The organism is Bacillus massilinigeriensis (assembly GCF_900117315.1).
GTDB lineage: Bacteria > Bacillota > Bacilli > Bacillales > Cytobacillaceae > Bacillus_BE > Bacillus_BE massilionigeriensis.
Window position 1 is genome coordinate 4,056,271 of sequence record NZ_LT630337.1, and the last position, 17,324, is coordinate 4,073,594.

The 17,324-nt window shown below is 37.0% G+C and carries 16 protein-coding genes; 7 read left to right on the plus strand and 9 right to left on the minus strand.

The features are described 5' to 3' along the window. Positions 1-21: 21 nt before the first annotated feature. Positions 22-1,137, plus strand: coding sequence for an agmatine deiminase (gene aguA, locus BQ6100_RS20005; protein WP_075983282.1), 1,116 nt, complete (start codon positions 22-24; stop codon positions 1,135-1,137). Positions 1,138-1,168: 31 nt separating this feature from the next. Beyond that, positions 1,169-1,903, plus strand: a complete 735-nt coding sequence (locus tag BQ6100_RS20010; RefSeq protein ID WP_075983283.1) for a GntR family transcriptional regulator — start codon at positions 1,169-1,171, stop codon at positions 1,901-1,903. A gap of 45 nt (positions 1,904-1,948) precedes the next feature. Here the strand turns inward: BQ6100_RS20010 and BQ6100_RS20015 are convergent, their stop codons facing one another. Together BQ6100_RS20015 and BQ6100_RS20020 are read right to left on the minus strand one after the other, a co-directional pair. Beyond that, a complete protein-coding gene (locus BQ6100_RS20015) occupies positions 1,949-2,926 on the minus strand; it encodes an aldose 1-epimerase (protein ID WP_075983284.1) in 978 nt (325 codons plus the stop codon). 167 nt (positions 2,927-3,093) lie between these two features. Continuing rightward, positions 3,094-3,813 carry a YebC/PmpR family DNA-binding transcriptional regulator gene (locus BQ6100_RS20020; RefSeq protein ID WP_075983285.1) on the minus strand — a complete coding sequence of 240 codons (720 nt, stop codon included), beginning with the start codon at positions 3,811-3,813 and terminating at the stop codon, positions 3,094-3,096. 357 nt (positions 3,814-4,170) lie between these two features. Here BQ6100_RS20020 and BQ6100_RS20025 point away from each other — a divergent pair, with 357 nt between their 5' ends. The 3 genes from BQ6100_RS20025 to BQ6100_RS20035 all read left to right on the plus strand — a co-directional run bounded on the left by BQ6100_RS20025 (position 4,171) and on the right by BQ6100_RS20035 (position 6,746). Further along, complete coding sequence (locus tag BQ6100_RS20025) at positions 4,171-4,893, plus strand: ABC transporter ATP-binding protein (protein WP_075983286.1); 723 nt, start codon at positions 4,171-4,173, stop codon at positions 4,891-4,893. Continuing rightward, positions 4,890-5,996 (plus strand): ABC transporter permease, encoded by a 1,107-nt coding sequence (locus BQ6100_RS20030; protein WP_075983287.1) that lies wholly within the window; start codon positions 4,890-4,892, stop codon positions 5,994-5,996. Before BQ6100_RS20025 ends, BQ6100_RS20030 begins: the two co-directional genes overlap by 4 nt. A gap of 93 nt (positions 5,997-6,089) precedes the next feature. Beyond that, positions 6,090-6,746, plus strand: a complete 657-nt coding sequence (locus BQ6100_RS20035; protein WP_075983288.1) for a TetR/AcrR family transcriptional regulator — start codon at positions 6,090-6,092, stop codon at positions 6,744-6,746. Between the two features lie 82 nt (positions 6,747-6,828). On the opposite strand, the gene BQ6100_RS20040 is transcribed toward BQ6100_RS20035, so the two are convergent. From BQ6100_RS20040 to BQ6100_RS20055, 4 genes are all read right to left on the minus strand, one after another. Then, complete coding sequence (locus tag BQ6100_RS20040; protein WP_075983289.1) at positions 6,829-8,217, minus strand: sigma-54 interaction domain-containing protein; 1,389 nt, start codon at positions 8,215-8,217, stop codon at positions 6,829-6,831. 168 nt (positions 8,218-8,385) lie between these two features. Continuing rightward, positions 8,386-9,327, minus strand: a complete 942-nt coding sequence (locus BQ6100_RS20045) for a DUF561 domain-containing protein (protein ID WP_075983290.1) — start codon at positions 9,325-9,327, stop codon at positions 8,386-8,388. A 72-nt stretch (positions 9,328-9,399) separates the two neighbouring features. Then, the gene (locus BQ6100_RS20050; RefSeq protein WP_075983291.1) at positions 9,400-10,641 is read right to left on the minus strand and encodes an L-lactate MFS transporter; all 1,242 of its coding nucleotides are present in this window, start codon (positions 10,639-10,641) and stop codon (positions 9,400-9,402) included. Positions 10,642-10,732: 91 nt separating this feature from the next. Continuing rightward, entirely contained in the window at positions 10,733-12,316 is a 1,584-nt protein-coding gene (locus BQ6100_RS20055) for an acyl CoA:acetate/3-ketoacid CoA transferase (RefSeq protein WP_075983292.1), read from the minus strand. A gap of 741 nt (positions 12,317-13,057) precedes the next feature. Here BQ6100_RS20055 and BQ6100_RS21525 point away from each other — a divergent pair. Together BQ6100_RS21525 and BQ6100_RS20060 are read left to right on the plus strand one after the other, a co-directional pair. After that, positions 13,058-13,213 carry a hypothetical protein gene (locus BQ6100_RS21525; RefSeq protein ID WP_173719872.1) on the plus strand — a complete coding sequence of 52 codons (156 nt, stop codon included), beginning with the start codon at positions 13,058-13,060 and terminating at the stop codon, positions 13,211-13,213. Positions 13,214-13,219: 6 nt separating this feature from the next. Then, entirely contained in the window at positions 13,220-13,372 is a 153-nt protein-coding gene (locus BQ6100_RS20060) for a Fur-regulated basic protein FbpA (protein ID WP_075983293.1), read from the plus strand. A 227-nt stretch (positions 13,373-13,599) separates the two neighbouring features. Here BQ6100_RS20060 and panF read toward each other — a convergent pair whose 3' ends face one another. The 3 genes from panF to BQ6100_RS20075 all read right to left on the minus strand — a co-directional run bounded on the left by panF (position 13,600) and on the right by BQ6100_RS20075 (position 17,240). After that, positions 13,600-15,048 carry a sodium/pantothenate symporter gene (panF, locus tag BQ6100_RS20065; protein WP_075983294.1) on the minus strand — a complete coding sequence of 483 codons (1,449 nt, stop codon included), beginning with the start codon at positions 15,046-15,048 and terminating at the stop codon, positions 13,600-13,602. After that, positions 15,045-15,329, minus strand: a complete 285-nt coding sequence (locus BQ6100_RS20070; RefSeq protein WP_075983295.1) for a YhdT family protein — start codon at positions 15,327-15,329, stop codon at positions 15,045-15,047. Before BQ6100_RS20070 ends, panF begins: the two co-directional genes overlap by 4 nt. A 285-nt stretch (positions 15,330-15,614) precedes the next feature. After that, positions 15,615-17,240 (minus strand): methyl-accepting chemotaxis protein, encoded by a 1,626-nt coding sequence (locus BQ6100_RS20075; protein WP_075983296.1) that lies wholly within the window; start codon positions 17,238-17,240, stop codon positions 15,615-15,617. Between the last annotated feature and the right edge of the window lie 84 nt (positions 17,241-17,324).

The following is a 17,324-nucleotide window of genomic DNA, read 5'->3' on the forward strand; positions in this document are numbered from 1 at the left end:
CACAAGGAGGAGGAAATAGATATGCAAGAAACAGCTATTCCATTTATATTAGATACGAAAACTCCTAAAAGGGAAGGCTTTAGAATGCCGGGTGAATTTGAATTACATGAGGGCTGCTGGATTTTATGGCCTGAACGTAGTGATAATTGGCGGTATGGAGGATTCTATGCACAAAAGGCATTCGCTAATGTAGCCAAGGCCATTTCCAGATTTGAAAAGGTAACAATGTGCGCTTCACCAGAGCAATGGCAAATTGCAAGAAGCATGCTACCTGAACATATACGTGTGGTGGAAATGACGAATAATGACTCATGGATTCGAGATTGCGGACCAACCTTTGTCATCAATAAGGATGGAGAGGTACGGGGTGTTGACTGGCAATTTAATGCTTGGGGTGGTTTAGATAGCGGACTCTACTTTCCATGGGATCAAGATGACATGGTAGCTGCAAAAGTATGTAACATTGAAGGAAAAGCCATTTATAAGGCTCCTTTTGTTCTTGAAGGTGGCTCCATCCATGTTGATGGGGAAGGCACTTGTATTACAACAGAGGAATGCCTTCTTAATCCAAATCGTAATCCTAATCTTACAAAGGATCAGATTGAATTCTTATTAGAAGAGTATTTAGGGGTTGAGAAGGTCATCTGGCTTCCAAAGGGTGTATATAATGATGAAACAAATGGACATGTTGATAACCTTGCCTGCTTTGTTCGCCCTGGCGAAATAGCCTTGACTTGGACAGATGACATTCGTGACCCACAATATAAAATTTCAAGGGACGCTTATGATGTCCTAGCCAATACAACAGATGCCATGGGACGGGAGCTGAAGATTCATACTATTTATCAGCCAAATCCTATCATTATTACCCCTGAAGAAGCAAACGGAGTTCATCCACTTGAAGGAACAATGCCACGTCAGGTTGGTGATCGACTTGCTGGGAGCTATATTAACCATTACATTGCAAATGGTGGTGTCATTGTACCATTATTCAATGATTATAACGATAAAGAGGCGCTTGCGAAATTAAGGGAAATTTACTATGATAGAGAAATCGTAGGTGTCTATGCACGAGAAATAATATTAGGCGGTGGAAACATCCATTGCATTACCCAGCAGCAACCTAAAAGTCGTTGATTTAAGTGCATGATTAAAGGGGATAGATCGGATGATCATCAAAATTGATAATGAACAGCTTTTTAACAAAGTAAAACGGGCTGTCATCCAAATTATCAAACAGCTATCAAACCAACAGAAGGAAAAACTCCCTCCAGAATCCGATTTGGCAGCACAATTAGGGGTTAGTAGAACGGTCATAAGAGATGTTCTTGCTGATTTAGAGTCTAAGGGTTTTATCAGCCGACGCAGAGGAATTGGTACGATTATTAATAAACATGTACTTGAGGCAACCGCACGACTTGATATCGATCAAGAAATCAACGATATATTAATACAAAAGGGATACGAGCCAACGGTTGAGAATATTCACTATAAAAAACACGTTGCGGATGAATATACTGCCTCCCTTCTTCACCTTAATCCAGGGGAAGAAATCTTGCAGGTGGAAAAGGTCATATGTGGAAATGGAAAACCAGCTGTCCACATTATCGACAGAATTCCAGAAAAGCTCATCCGTGAACCGTACGACGTTCATGATTTTGAAAAATCAATCTTTGATTTCATGAAGGAAAAATGTATTCACCAAATTGATACCGACCTTTCGAAGGTTAAGCCTGCTAAAGCTGATCAAAGACTCGCTAAAATCTTTCAAATAAGCGAGGGTGACCTACTGCTCTTCCTTGATGAGGTTGGATACAGTTCAGGAAACGATCCTGTCCTTTGGTCACAAGAGTACTTTCATTCAGATATATTTGATTTTATGGTTTTTAGAAGAAAACTATAATGTTAAAAAAATGCGAGGCTTTTTGCAAAAAGCCTCGCATTTTTTCTATTTATCGTCTTTTATCCAAACATGAATGCTTGTCTTAAATAGCTTTGACTCATTAGGTTCCAAACCTTGAAGTCCCGTTAAGGATGCTGGAAGCTCTAGATTTGGTGCATTAGTAACCCATGTATATGGCTCTGGGCAAATAAATCCATGATGTCCTCCCATATTAAAAACAACCCATTGCGTAAAGTTTTCATCAGTGTTATAAAGGACCTCTAAACCAGGTGATGTATACACTAGTTTTGCCTGATGAAGGCCCTCTTCATTATGGGCTGCAAGAAAGGCATCATCTAAATCAATTTCATTGAAGCTACTGCCATTTTTCAATTCATTTGCAAACGGAATTTCCTCGAGCTCTCCTGTAGGTAGCATCCGTTCATTCAGTACCCATCGTTTATCTGCATGCACAGATAATTTTGCTAAATTCTCCGGGAAGAAGAAGGTCGTATGATATCCAAGCCCTAAAGGAAGCGTGTTTCCACTTTTATTAATTACCTCGGCATTTTTACTCAAGACATGTCCATCTAAATGATAGCTCATGCGCAAAATGAAATGATGGGGAAATTGTCTTATGACATCAGGGAATTTACTAGAATCAAATTCCGTTACAACCTCTACAGTTTCTCCACTAACCTCTGCCTTTATCAATTCCCAATTCTTATCATGGACAAAACCGTGAGAATGGTTTTGTCGATTAACCTCATTCACGTCAAACTGGTAGCTATGCCCATTATAAGTGAAAGCACCTTTGTCAATGCGATTCGGAGGAAATAATATTGGAGTACCATAAAGCATCGGGACCTCCAAGTATTCCTCTAAAGTTGCAGGGGTTCGCAGCAGCTCTGTATTGGTTTCCTTTTCCACAATGGAAATCAGATTTGACCCCCAAGATGGGACAACCTTAAATTCCAAGTAATCATTCCCAGCCTTTATCGCATCTTCGCCAAGAAATTGTATTTTGTCTATAAATGCAACCATTTCTTAAAGCCTCCTCTTGATGAAAAACAATGACATTCATGGTATATATCTCTTTAGAACGCGCTTTCATAAATAAAAAGAACGAGCACCTTCTCATAAATAAAGATGCTAGTCACCACTAACAAGTGAAGTGGTAACCAGCACCCTACTGACAAGCACTATAATGGTTATTCACCTAAATCAACATTATGATAAACCTGCTGTACATCATCTAAATCTTCCAATGCATCAATCATTTTTTCAAATTTCACTTGTGCATCTTCAGGAAGGGTTACTTCATTTTGCGGAAGCATGGTAATTTCTGCAACCGTGAATTCCGTTACACCAGCAGTCTTTAATGCTTCCTGAACAACATGAAACTGATCTGGTTCAGCATATACAATAACCGTTTCATCTTCTTCGAGAATATCACGTACATCTAAGTCTGCTTCCATTAATAATTCTAGAACCTCATCAGATGTTTTGCCCTCTAATCCAATAACTGCGACTTTATCAAACATATAGGCAACAGATCCACTAACTCCCATGTTTCCACCGTTTTTCCCGAAGGCAGCACGCACATCTGAAGCCGTACGGTTTACGTTGTTTGTCAATGCATCAACGATGACCATCGATCCGTTCGGTCCAAAGCCTTCATAACGAAGCTCAGAATACGTTTCATCTGAGCCACCTTTTGCTTTATCAATCGCACGATCAATAATATGTCTTGGTACATTGTATGTTTTAGCTCTTTCAAGCACAAATTTTAAAGCTTGGTTGGCTTCAGGATCTGGTTCACCTTGTTTTGCAGCAACATAAATTTCTACACCAAATTTAGCATAAATACGACTTGTATTTGCATCTTTTGACGCCTTTTTGTCCTTAATATTGTTCCATTTACGACCCATAACGAACACTCTCTTTCTCTTTTATATACAAAAAAATTTTAATATGAAATGTGATGTTTCTTCAACCCTTTTAAATGTAGCTAGTAGTTCTATATCATCCTTTCATATTGAAGGTTATATTACCTTTTAAAGATGTGAATTCATTCAATGATTATACCATATCTATATCTAATTATTTAATCCCCTTGAATAATTAAAAGAAATGAGCAATTCCTAACCTTTAAAAAAATAATAGGACGCTTTGTAATTGGTTTTTAGCTTAAATATTTTTACCTCATTTCCATTACCTATTGACCTTTTATCCTATTCGCTTATAATATAAGTGAGTAATCACTCACTTATTAAGGAGGCTTAAACATGACTTCAACCATTGATATTCAAGAAGTGAGCAAAAGCTTTGGAAAAAAGACGGTCTTGAATAATATCAGTTTATCCATTGAACCTGGTGAAATATTTGGACTTATTGGCCCGTCTGGTTCTGGGAAAACAACATTAGTTAAGATTATCGTTGGCATGGATCCCCCATCCCACGGAAATGTAAAAGTATTAAATACTAAGGTTCCAAATTTGAATTTATTGCAGAAAATTGGATATATGGCGCAAGCAGATGCTTTATATAATGATTTAACCGGTGAAGAGAATCTCTCCTTCTTCGCTTCCCTTTTCAAGCTTAAAAAGGATGTTCAAAGGAAGCGAATCGCCTATGCAGCAGAGTTAGTTAACCTGACCGCTGATTTAAAAAAGAGGGTTGAGAATTATTCAGGTGGAATGAAAAGAAGGCTTTCCCTTGCGGTTGCTTTAATTCAAGACCCAGATGTACTCGTATTAGATGAACCGACTGTAGGGATTGACCCAGAGCTAAGGCTATCCATATGGGAGGAAATTGCTCGTCTAAAAAAGGCTGGAAAAACAATTCTAGTCACTACCCATGTCATGGATGAAGCCGAGAAATGTGACCGTCTTGCCATGCTTCGGGATGGAAAAATTATCACTAGTGGCTCACCTATGGAATTAAAAAGTAGATATGGAATTACCAGTTTAGAAGAAGTATTTTTGAAGGCTGGGGGGAATAATGGATGAGACCAATTGCCTTAGTTCGAAGAATTTTCCGCCAAATGTTGCGTGATAAAAGGGCTTTAGCCTTAATGATGGTTGCACCATTGCTTATTCTTACATTGCTCCACTATTTATTTAACGGAAATACTAATGACCCAAGGATAGGTGCCTATCAAGTCAACCCAACAATTATTGAGCAATTAAAGGATAAGGATATAAAGGTTATTGATTATGAACAATTAAAAAATGCTAAAAAGGTTATGAAAAATGATGACTTAGATGGTGTCATCAGCTTTAAGGATGAAAAATATCAATTAATTCTTAAAAATGACCAGCCTTCAACAGCAAAGGCTATCCAAGTAAAAATCCAACAGGCGATTGCCTCTGAGAACGGAGCTAAGCAGGCGGAAAACTTATCCACCTTCCTGCAAAATATACAAAGTAAGCTAAAAGGGACACCTTTAACTATTGAACAAGTAAAAGCACCCACAATAGATACCTCTTATTTATATGGAGATGAAGATTCAACCTTTTTTGACCAGTTAAGTCCAATATTAGTCGGATTCTTTGTTTTCTTCTTTGTCTTTCTTATTTCCGGAATTGCCTTATTAAGAGAAAGAACAACGGGCACTCTTGACCGCCTGATGGCAACCCCTATTCAAAGAAGAGATATCGTTATTGGATATTTGCTAGGATACGGCTTATTTGCTATTATTCAAACACTTATTGTTGTTTTTTATGCGGTTAAGGTACTTGATATTATGCTTGTCGGTTCTTTTTGGATCGTCATTCTCATTAATATTATCCTTGCACTTGTTGCATTATCTCTCGGGATTCTTTTATCAGCCTTTGCTAACTCAGAATTCCAAATGATGCAATTTATTCCGATTGCGATTATTCCTCAAATCTTTTTTGCCGGTATACTTCCCGTGGATGGAATGGCCAACTGGCTACAGGTCATTGCTAAATTGATGCCAATGTATTATGGTGGTGACGCATTAGTTAGCGTGATGTATAAGGGATTAGGTTTAAGTGATATTAAGTTGGATCTCCTAGTTTTATTAGGCTTTGCTCTTGTCTTTATTGTCTTAAATATTTTTGCTTTGAGAAAGTATCGGAAAATCTAAATCCAAAAGCAGTTTTATTAAACAGATGCTATATTTTCCTTTTTTGATATAAATGTTTACAATTTATATGATATAAAATTAAAGGAGTTAACCATGTCCGAAGAAGAATTGATGATCAGGCAGCTGTTTGATGAAGAAAAATTAACGGATAAGCAAAAAAAAATATTAATCGCAGCCATTGAATCCTTTTCTGAAAAAGGGTATGCTTCAACATCAACAAGCGAAATAGCAAAAAAAGCAGGAGTAGCAGAGGGAACCATTTTTCGACATTATAAAACGAAAAAAGATTTATTAATGGCTATTGTTGCACCTCTTATGACCAAGATGATTACCCCCTTTATTGTGGATGACTTTAATAAAGTACTTGATAAGCAATTTGATCGGGTGGAGGATTTTCTAAGAGCTGTTATTGAAAATCGAAGAGAGGTAATGAATAGGATTCTTCCGGTTGTCAAAATCATGCTCCAAGAAATCCCTTTTCAAACGGAATTAAGAGAACAATTTATCAATCTCATTGCTAAAAAAATCTTCAATCGATTTTCATCTATCATTATTGATTTTCAGAAAAAGGAGCAATTGGTTGATTGGCCACCGGAAACAATTGCAAGACTGGCTATTACGAACATCCTCGGATATTTAGCAACTAGGTATATCTTTATGCCAGAAATTCAATGGAATGATGAACTTGAAACCGATAGAATCATTCACTTTATTATGAACGGGTTAGGAAAAACAAACCCAAATCTTTAAATAGGTTTTATATGAAAAGGGAAATCCAGTGGATCTCCCTTTTCACTTTTGATGAAAAAAACATATAGCATGCATATAGTGCTTACTTCGTCTCTAATACCTCTTCCATCTTCTTCAGCTTCCGATAAATTACTGAACGATGAATACCTAGCTTATTCGCTGCCTGGGTTGCATTCCCCTCACATAAACTAAGCACCTTTTCAATATATCTTCCCTCGACAACTGCTGTAAAATCCTTCAGTAAACTAAGCCTTTCTTGATTACTTTCAATAAAATAATCTAGCGTAAAACCATCCAGTACATTTTCTTCTGTCTGTTTATTGATACCTACCTGCCCTGTTACAACCAAGCGTTCGATATAATTTTTAAGTTCCCTGGCATTCCCTGGCCAATTATGAGCAAGAATTTGTTGGAACTCCTCGGCACGTAGAACAAAGTCTTTATTATATTTTTTATTGAATTCTGCTATGAAGCTCGATACTAATCCTACTATATCTAATTTCCTTGTACGTAGAGGCGGAATATGAATAGGAATAACATTTATACGATAATATAAATCCTCACGAAACATGCCTTTTTTAATCATCTTCCACAAATCCCGATTTGTTGCAGTTATGATTCGACAATTAAGCGAGATATTTTTAGTTCCCCCCACTCTTCTCAACTCATTGCTTTCCAAAACACGTAATAATTTTGCTTGCATGTCTAGAGGCATTTCAGAAATTTCATCTAAAAATAACGTTCCTCCATTTGCCATCTCAAACATACCCATTTTCTCCTCTGTTGCATTCAAATAAGCTCCCTTTTCATAACCAAATAACTCCTGTTCAAATAATGAAGGTGGGATGGTGGCACAATTGATGGATACCATTGGACCATTCCCTCGGTCACTTTTCCGATGTAAATATTTTGCAATGACTTCTTTCCCTGTTCCGGATTCACCATATAAAAGAACTTTACTGTCATAGGATGCGATCTGATTGCAAACCTGTACGATTGACTTCATTGCTAAGCTCTCTGCAACAATATCCATCTCTTTCCCCAATGGCCAGTCGTCCTTCTGTTGTTCCACTTGAATAAGTAGTTTTTGATTAATATGATCATATGGTAGCTTTTCCTTATAATCGTTAGAAGTTGTTACAACCAGTTGTACAGTATCATCTTTATTTAAAATTGGAATAGCGGTAGATAATACATTAAATCCATTAATCGTCTTTACCGTTTGGCTAACTCTTTTCTTACTGTTGATTGCCTCCATCGTTATGGATCGATTGTAATAACCTGCTTTCACTAAATCCTGCACATTAAATTTCAATAGTTCTTCTAACGACATACCAAGAGTTAAAGCAGTAAATTCATTTGATATTAATATATTTCCTTTCCCATCCGTGACAAATAGAGTAGAAGGTAAGTCATTAATATTTTCATTTATTAGATAATCTTTATAATTCTGGGCATCATCTTTTTTCATAGATTTCTCCAAATCCTTCGTAAAATGAACTTTATTATACCTTTAATTATAGGAGGAAAACATGTTTATTACTATGTTAATATATAGTATTTAGTCTTTATAATTGAACACAAAAACAGCCAAACCGCCCCTTTTAAGGTATCGGTTTGGCTATCAAGCTATTAATTATTAAGCGATCACTCTTATGTTTCCTAGGTTATTTATAACTTCTTGAGCCTCATTAAACATACTAGTAATCATTTCTTCTACTGTCGTAATTTCGTTACACATACCACAAATCTGTCCAGCCATTACAGAGCCTTCTTCTGTATCCCCTTCTTGAACGGCCTTACGTAAAGATCCTAGAGATAACTTTTCTAACTCATCACGTGATGCATTTTGTCTTTCAAGATTAAGAAATTCTGTCACCATACGGTTTTTGATACTTCTTACAGGTCCACCAATACTTCTACCGGTTACAATAGTACTAGTATCATCTGCACTAACGACTGCTTGTTTAAAGTTATCGTGAGTTGGACATTCAATTGTTGTCAAGAAACGTGTCCCAACCTGAACTCCTTGTGCTCCTAATGCAAATGCAGCAGCAATTCCTCTTCCATCTGCAATTCCACCTGCACCAATAACTGGGATTGATACGGCACTAACTACTTGTGGTAATAATGCCATTGTAGTAGTTTCACCAACATGTCCTCCAGCTTCTGTTCCTTCAGCAACAATAGCATCAACACCTAAAGCTTCCATCTTCTTTGCAATTTTAACTGAAGGTACAACTGGGATTACGATAATTCCGTTCTTTTTAAAAGTTTCCATATAAGGAGCTGGCGTCCCTGCACCCGTTGTTACAATCTTAACTCCTTCTTCAATAATCACCTGAATAAGTTCAGGGATATTATGCATCATTAACATTAAATTGACAGCGAATGGTTTATCAGTAATTTCTCTTGTTTTTCTAATCTCTTCACGAAGACGGTCTGCTGTAAGCCCACCTGAACCAATAATACCTAATCCACCTGCATTAGCCACCGCTCCTACTAAAGGTGCTAGCGCTATTTGAGCCATTGCTCCTTGAAAAATTGGATATTTAATACCTAATAATTTTGTAATACTCATTATTCTCTTCCTCCATTACTATACAATTTTATTCATTATCACTTTTATCCAAATTCATTTCATAAATATCAATTAAGCTGCTTTCGAAGATGTCATAATCTCCCTTTGTTGTTTACTTTCCATAGATTTATACAAGATAGCTAAAGCAAACCCGACTAAAGATATAACTAAAGCGATATAAAAGGCATTAGTAAACATTCCATTGTTTGCTGCTGCGACACCATTTGCTATTCTTGGCCCAAAGAATGCTGCTCCAGAATAACCAATAAAAGTTACTCCATAGTTTACACCATAATATTTCATCCCGAATTTTTCACCTACGATTGATGGGAAGATCCCCATTGTTCCGCCGAAGCATAATCCGATACCTACAATAGCTACTGCAAATCCTAATACAGAAGTGGATAATGCGATGGTTAACATCATGGCAGCAATAACTAGGTATATAGCCATTAAACATTTTGTACGGCCAATTTTATCAGATACTGCACCCCAGAAAACACGTCCTAGGCAATTGCTTAATGAATATAAACTAACATATAGAGCAGCTGTTGCTGCAGATAAACCAAACATCGTTTGTCCAATAACAGAAGCATTAGATGTAACCATCATTCCTGATAATGCACCAATCAAAAACATACAAGCAATTACGTAAAAAATAGGTTTTTTAATCATTTCATTCCAAGGAATGTTAATGCCACCTTTATTACCAGGAGTGGCTGGTGGGGTCCATCCTTCTGGAATAAACCCTTCTGGACATGGTTTAACCAATAAACTACATCCCAAAATGATTACTAAGAAAGCAAAACCAAGGGAAATAAGTGAAAATTGGACGCCGTTACTAGAAATTAATGCATTGGCAATTGGTGCAATAACAATGGTTCCTCCACCATAACCAGCTGTTACTATTCCTGCTGCCAAACCTCTTTTGTCCGGAAAAAGCTTACCTGAATTTCCAATGGTTGAGGAATATACAATCCCTTGTCCGACTCCTGCGATTACCCCATATGTGATATATAGCATCCAAGGTGCTGTTGCTAATCCTGATAGAATGAAGCCAATACCAAACATGGTACCACCTAAAACAATTGCTGCTTTGGCTCCTCCCTTATCCACTAGTTTCCCACCAAGGATCATTGGTATTGGAGATATAGCAGCATTCACTGTAAAAGCCATCATAATTTCTGGCATTGTAGCATGAAATACTTTTGTAAGTGGTAGTGCAAAGATACTAAAGGCATATACTGCGCCTACACATAGATTAATTACGGTAGATGCAACTAAGATTGTCCATCGATTAAGCTTTAAATTCATGGTTTAATTCCTTTCTAAATCCAATAATTTTAATACCAACAAAGGGGTCTAACCCTTTGTTGGAGGGGATAAACTCCCAAGTTAATATAGATTAAACTTGCACAGACTTATTTCTGTTCTTTTCAATAATGGAACTTAAATTTCCCCAGGTTTCCTGGAACATTCCTGAATCCATTACTTTTAAGTTTGGTGAAATTGCCGGCTCAAAGTCCATTTGGTCAAGAATATGGGTTTGTAAATCTACCCCTGGCGCAATTTCAGTTAAAGTAAGTTTTCCATTTTGAAGTTCAAATACAGCTCGTTCTGTTACATATACAACATGCTGATTAATTTCAGATGCATATGAACCACTAAATGTAATCTGTTGAACTCTCTTTATGAATTTCTTAGCTTTTCCCTCTTGAACGATATTCAATTTTCCATCTTCGACTTTGACCATTAGGCCACCAGCCGTAAAGGTACCAGCAAACACAAGTTTTTTGGCAGCTTGAGAAATGTTAATAAATCCCCCACAACCTGCTACTCGTGTCCCAAACTTACTAACATTTACATTTCCAAACGCATCTGTTTGGGCTAAACCTAGAACTGAAAGGTCAATACCACCGCCATCATAGAAATCAAATTGAGCATCATGATCAACAATAGCTTCAGAATTATAGGCATGCCCAAAGTCTTTTAATCCTGCAGGTACTCCACCGATAGAACCAGCTTCTGTTGTAAGGATAAGTTGATCACTTACTCCTTCTTCAGCTGCAACCGTTGCAACGTTTACTGGAATCCCAACACCAAGATTTAGGACCGTATTTGGTACTAGTTCTGCCGCTGAACGACGTGCAATCACCTTTCGCTCATCCAAACCAAGTGGTTCAACACTTCCTAATGGAACTTTGACATGTCCAGAAAAGGCTGGGTTATAATAAGTGTTTTCTGTTTGAAAATGATTTTCCGGCTTAGAAACAACAAGATAATCAACTAAAATTCCTGGAACCTTAATATCCTTAGGGTTCAATGAACCAGCTTGAGCGACTGACTCCACTTGAGCAATGACAATACCCCCAGAATTACGTACAGCTTGGGCAATTGGGAGTACCTCCATATGAAGCCCTTCTCTTTCAAGGGTTAAGTTTCCATTTTCGTCAGCAACTGTTCCACGAATTAATCCGATATTTATTGGGAATGACTTATATAACAACCAATCTTCCCCTTCAATTTGAATAACTTTTACAATATCCTCTTTTGTAGATGGAGACATTTTCCCACCTTCAACTCGTGGATCAACAAAGGTACCCATACCGACCTTTGTTATAACCCCTGGACGCTTTGCAGCAATTTCACGATATAGCTGTGTAATAACACCTTGAGGCAAGTTATAAGCTTCACATTTATCTTCTTCGATTAAATTTGCCATTTTTGGAGATGCGATAGCAATTCCACCTATCCAACGTTTCACAAGCCCTTCATAACCTAAATGACTCATCCCTTTATCACGGCGATTTCCAACTGCACTTGCATGCATTACCGTTAGATTTCTGGGGTGCCCCGTTTGAAGGAATCTTTCTTCAATAGAGATTCCCATTTCTTCTGCCCAGCAAGATAATCCAAATCCACTTGCAGCTACTGTATCTCCATCTTTAATTAACTCTGCTGCTTTTGCAGCCGAAATTATTTTTGACATTCTTTTCACTCCTATTTGTGAATCACTTCACATTATTTCTTAAAAAAATTTATTCCAACCAAATTTATATTCCAATTTAATTTGTGAACTACTTCACAAATGACATCCTAAAATATATTTATTCCTTCGTCAAATCCACCAAATTTAAGCTTTTTACACCTAAATAACTGTAGATAATTTGCAACACCATTTCATAAAAAGTCCATTTATCTTCATTGTAATCAAGCTAAAACTAACAAAATATAGTCTGTTAACATTAACTTTTCTTTCAATCAGACATGATCCATTGTAGCTTTTTTACTACACATAGTGATATCTCCTTCTGTAATAATTGTGATTTTTTGCAATCTACAAAAATTACAATACCTAAAATCAGAAAATATAAATAAAGATTCCTAATATTGCTTATGAAATACTGAAAAAATTCTTTAAAAAAATTTTTTATTCCATTAAAATTTTTCCCATTCGCATTTTTACAACACAAAAAACGTCCCTATTTGAGGGGAATTTTTGGTAATGAATGTGTCGCTATTTTGCGGACTTTGGGAACAATTATAGGCTTCACTCTTGTGCAAAAAGAATCTGGGTAGATTTACTAACACAGGAAGCGACTTAATTATTTAAATACTCTAAACTATGATTACTCCATGTAATCTATAAACGTTCAGAAGGAGTTTCACTAAACCAGTAATTCCTGCAATAAATTGTGAAAAATGAACATAATTCGGAGGGAGATTGGAAATGGTACCTACAAAAGAATTTAAATTAGCACAGCAAATCATTGAATTGGACATAAAGAGGGATGAACTTTTTGAGGAATTAAAAATGAAATTAGGTTCTCAGGCTTATGACATATTAAGAACCATACAAAACCACTATGATGTTCGAGAGGAGTAGCTTTCTATGTCACATATACGAAAGGCAATTGAGGAATTAAGGCATTATTATATTCAAAAACTATTCGATGCAGGTGTTTTTCATCAAAAAGATGAATCTCCATATCACTTAACACTCACTGAACTCGAAACCTTATTTAAAAGAAGCAATCGCCCTTAGTTAGCCACCTTATTAGGTGGTTTTTTAAGGGATAATTACCAATCCCATATATTATGAAAGATGCTCTAACACAAAAAGTAGGAGATTCTTCAATCAATTAGATTAATTTATTATAAAATCTTTTTTCCCAAAATGAATTTTGAACATTTCTATTAAAAAAGCTATAAAGGAAAAGGAAAACAGTCCCCTCTCTTTATAGCAAATATTTCTTTATGACGAGCCACCTTTTAATGCTTGTAGCTTATGGTTGAAACTGCTTTTTGATGTGAAGCGTAGCTTACTATGACAAACGCAAGAAAGGAAATGGCAATCGGTAGAACAACGGTATGTACTCCAAAGGCATTTGGATAAAAACGATCAAATAATATATATGAAATCATCCCTACTAACATAGAAGTAATCGCTCCATATTTATTTCCTTTGCTCCAATATAATCCAAGGATAATAGGCCAAATAAAAACAGATTCTAATCCCCCAAAGGAGAATAAATTTAACCAAATAATTAAATCCGGTGGGCTTAATGAAAAGATAATTACTAGAATCCCAATAATTGTTGTTACACTAAAGCTGACTTTTTTTAGATGGCTTTCTGATGCCTTTGGTTTTATAAAATTGATGTAAACATCCTTCACAATAGCTGAGCTTACTAGAATAAGTAAGGCATTGACCGTTGACATAATGGCGGCCATTGGTGCAGCTAGAACGAACCCTGCAGCATAAGGTGGCAATACCTCCATGGATAACAATGGCATAACCGTATCCCCAATTTTTATTCCTGGTAGAACGGGCCTTGCGAAAACCCCTATTAGGTGCATTCCCAACATGATAAAGCCAACGACAATTGTCCCGATGATGATGGCACTATGCATTGCTCTTGAATTTTTATAGCTCATTGCTCGTACGGTTATTTGCGGCAAGCCGACAACACCTATACCAACTAAAATCCAAAAGGACGAAACATATTTTGGCGTTAAATCATGTGCAGCTCCAAATGGACTAATTAAATTTGGATTTTCAGCAGCTAGACTGGAGATAATATTTGGAATCCCTCCCCCTGCCTTAATCGTGGCAATAAGCAGGATTAATGTTCCTAAAAACATCACAACACCCATAACTGCATCCGTTACAGCAACAGCGCGAAACCCACCCACAATGACAAAGACAAGAACAGATGCTGCAAAAATCAATAAAGCAGTCACGTAAGGTAGACCGGTTAAGGATTCTACAAGCCTAGCACCACCAATCCACTGCGCGGTCATGGATGAAAATAGAAAAATAATGATACTTGCTGCTGAAATTAAGACAACCGCATTACTTTTATACCGCTCCTTTAAAAAATCAATTAACGTGATCGCCTCATATTGACGAGCGACAATCGCAAATTTTTTCCCTAAAACCATTAGGACAAAATATCCGGTTGCTAGCTGGGCCATTGCAAGTAACACCCAGCCTAATCCTTGTGTATAGGCAACACCAGGTCCTCCAATAAAGCTGCTGGCACTTCCATAGGTAGCAACCATCGTCATGGCTAGGATAAATCCTCCCAGTTGTCGCTCACCTAAAAAATATTCCTTTATAAAGGAATTGGATTGAATCACATATTTATTTGACCAAATTCCCACTACAAAAATAACCATTAAGAATATTAATAATGGTGTAATAACAGCCCAATTCATTTTGAACCCTCCTTTTCATCGTCAAAGGGTACCTCTTTAAACAGGAATTTCACACAAATAATTACAAGAAAAACCATAACGATAAATCCTACAATACAGCTATAAAAAAACCATGCAGGTAAACCCATTATGTAAGAATAATTCTCTACTTTCTCTGAACCAAGTCCATAGGCAAACCCGTACCACCAAACAAAATTTATGATGACAAGTACTACTCCAATAAGAGCTTCCCTTTGGGCAATCTTAAAACGCTTGTCCATCTGCTCAACAGTCTTTTTCAACAGTATTCCCCCTCGAAATTAGATTTCCATTAGTTGATAATACTAAATTTCCCCTCTAAACAAAAGTCTATGTTCCTATCATGATTTTTCATTATGAAAGAAACCAAGCGGTTATAGTACTAACCTAATCGTATACCTAACATAAGGACTTAACCTTACACCGATATCACCCGGGCTAGGTAAACTTCAAAAAAGAAGCCGTCCAAAAGCAAGGTGTTAGTCACCTTTTTTGGACAGCTCCCATATTAATAACCGTTTATATTAAATAAAGCGCTTTCATATTAATCATTTAAGTTTAAATCTTTTTACTATCCTATACAAAGATTCGGTCTTCTCCAACAAATAACCCGAGTTTTCCGCCATTTGGTGAACCCCAATGGCCTTTTCCTCCACGGTAGCAGCACCTTTAGAAATTGTTTCTGTTATTTGTTCTGCCATGTTGGTTAACCCTCCAATGATTCTCTCGATTTCAACAAAGTCTTCGGTTAACTGATTGGCCAGTTCATAATTAAAAGCCACTTGCTGCTGTGCCTTTTCTGCTGCTTCCTTCATTTCGTGAATTGCTCGACCTGCTAGTTTCCCTACCTCAATTCCTCTATCAATTGCTTGTACACTTGTCGAAGCTTTTTCACCCGCTTGCCTTGCTTCCTGCTGGATTATCTCCAATGCCTGAAAAATATCAGATGCAAAGGCAGAAGTGCTTTCAGCCAAATCTCTAACCTCATTTGCCACAACTGCAAAGCCCTTGCCTCCTTCTCCGGCGCGAGCTGCCTCTATAGACGCATTCAATGCCAGCATATTTGTTTGGCGGGCTATATTTGTTATAGCAGATACTTTATGCATGATTTCATTTACCCCTTCAGAAACCAGCATAATTTTATTTACAGAATCTACGACTGTCACTTCAATTTGATTCATCTCTTTCTCTGAATCGTCGATTGCCTTCTGGCCTTGCATAGAGGCAGCAGTTACCATTTTAGATAGGTGACTTGCATTTTCGGTATTCTTCTGCATTTGATTCACTTCAGTCATCATCTGCCCAATCATTGTGTAGAATTCCTCCATTGAGGCTAACTGTTCTTCTGTATTCTCACGAAACCTATTCATCATATCTGACATTTCTATAAATGTTTGAGCCAATTGTTTCGTTTCATGGCCTTGAAAGTGGCCAATGATCGTTTTGACAACTTCCACCGTACCTTCTAACTCCTGTAAAATATCTCGAGTTCCAATGATTATTTTATTCAGTTCATACCCCATTTGGGCAAATTGACTTCTTCCACCATTTGGTGCCATAACAGTTAAATCTCCAGCTGAAATACTACGAGTCACTTGATACCATTCCTGCAATCTTTTTCGAATTTGAAAATACAAAACAGCGGCTCCACCAATTCCTACTAGCAGAGCAATCACATAGGCCCCTATAAATTTTCCGATTTCTCCGCCAAGTAACCATCCTATTACAATGGATACGAGGGAAGGAAGGATTCCAAGTCCAAAGATAAATGGAACAAGAAAAGGGCGATGGACAATCCTTCCCATTCTTAGATTATATTGCTGACCATCCTTCATTTTAATTGCTGGACATGAGGCATCTATTACAACTTCACCTGTATTTCGAGAATATAGTTGAAGTAAAGGTTGATTTGTATTTGCTGATTTTAGTCCAACCTCATCTTGAAATAGTGTCCCCTCCCGCAAACGATTCGTATGAACAAGTCCCTTTCCTTCCTTATTCACAAGAACAAAGTATTCATCATGCCCTAATTCATGATCCATCACCTGGCGAATTCCATCAATAGATGCATCAATTGAACCAAATTGCCTAATCTTTTGTTCAATTGATTTTGCTACACGCTCCACCTTAACAAGGGCTGAACGCGCATTTTTCGTTTTTAAAAGATTTCTCATTTCTATCCCCCTTTGCAAAACCTCCCATTACTAGAATTATTCTCTAAATATCCCTTTTTACCTTCTTGAAACCCTCTTAAATTG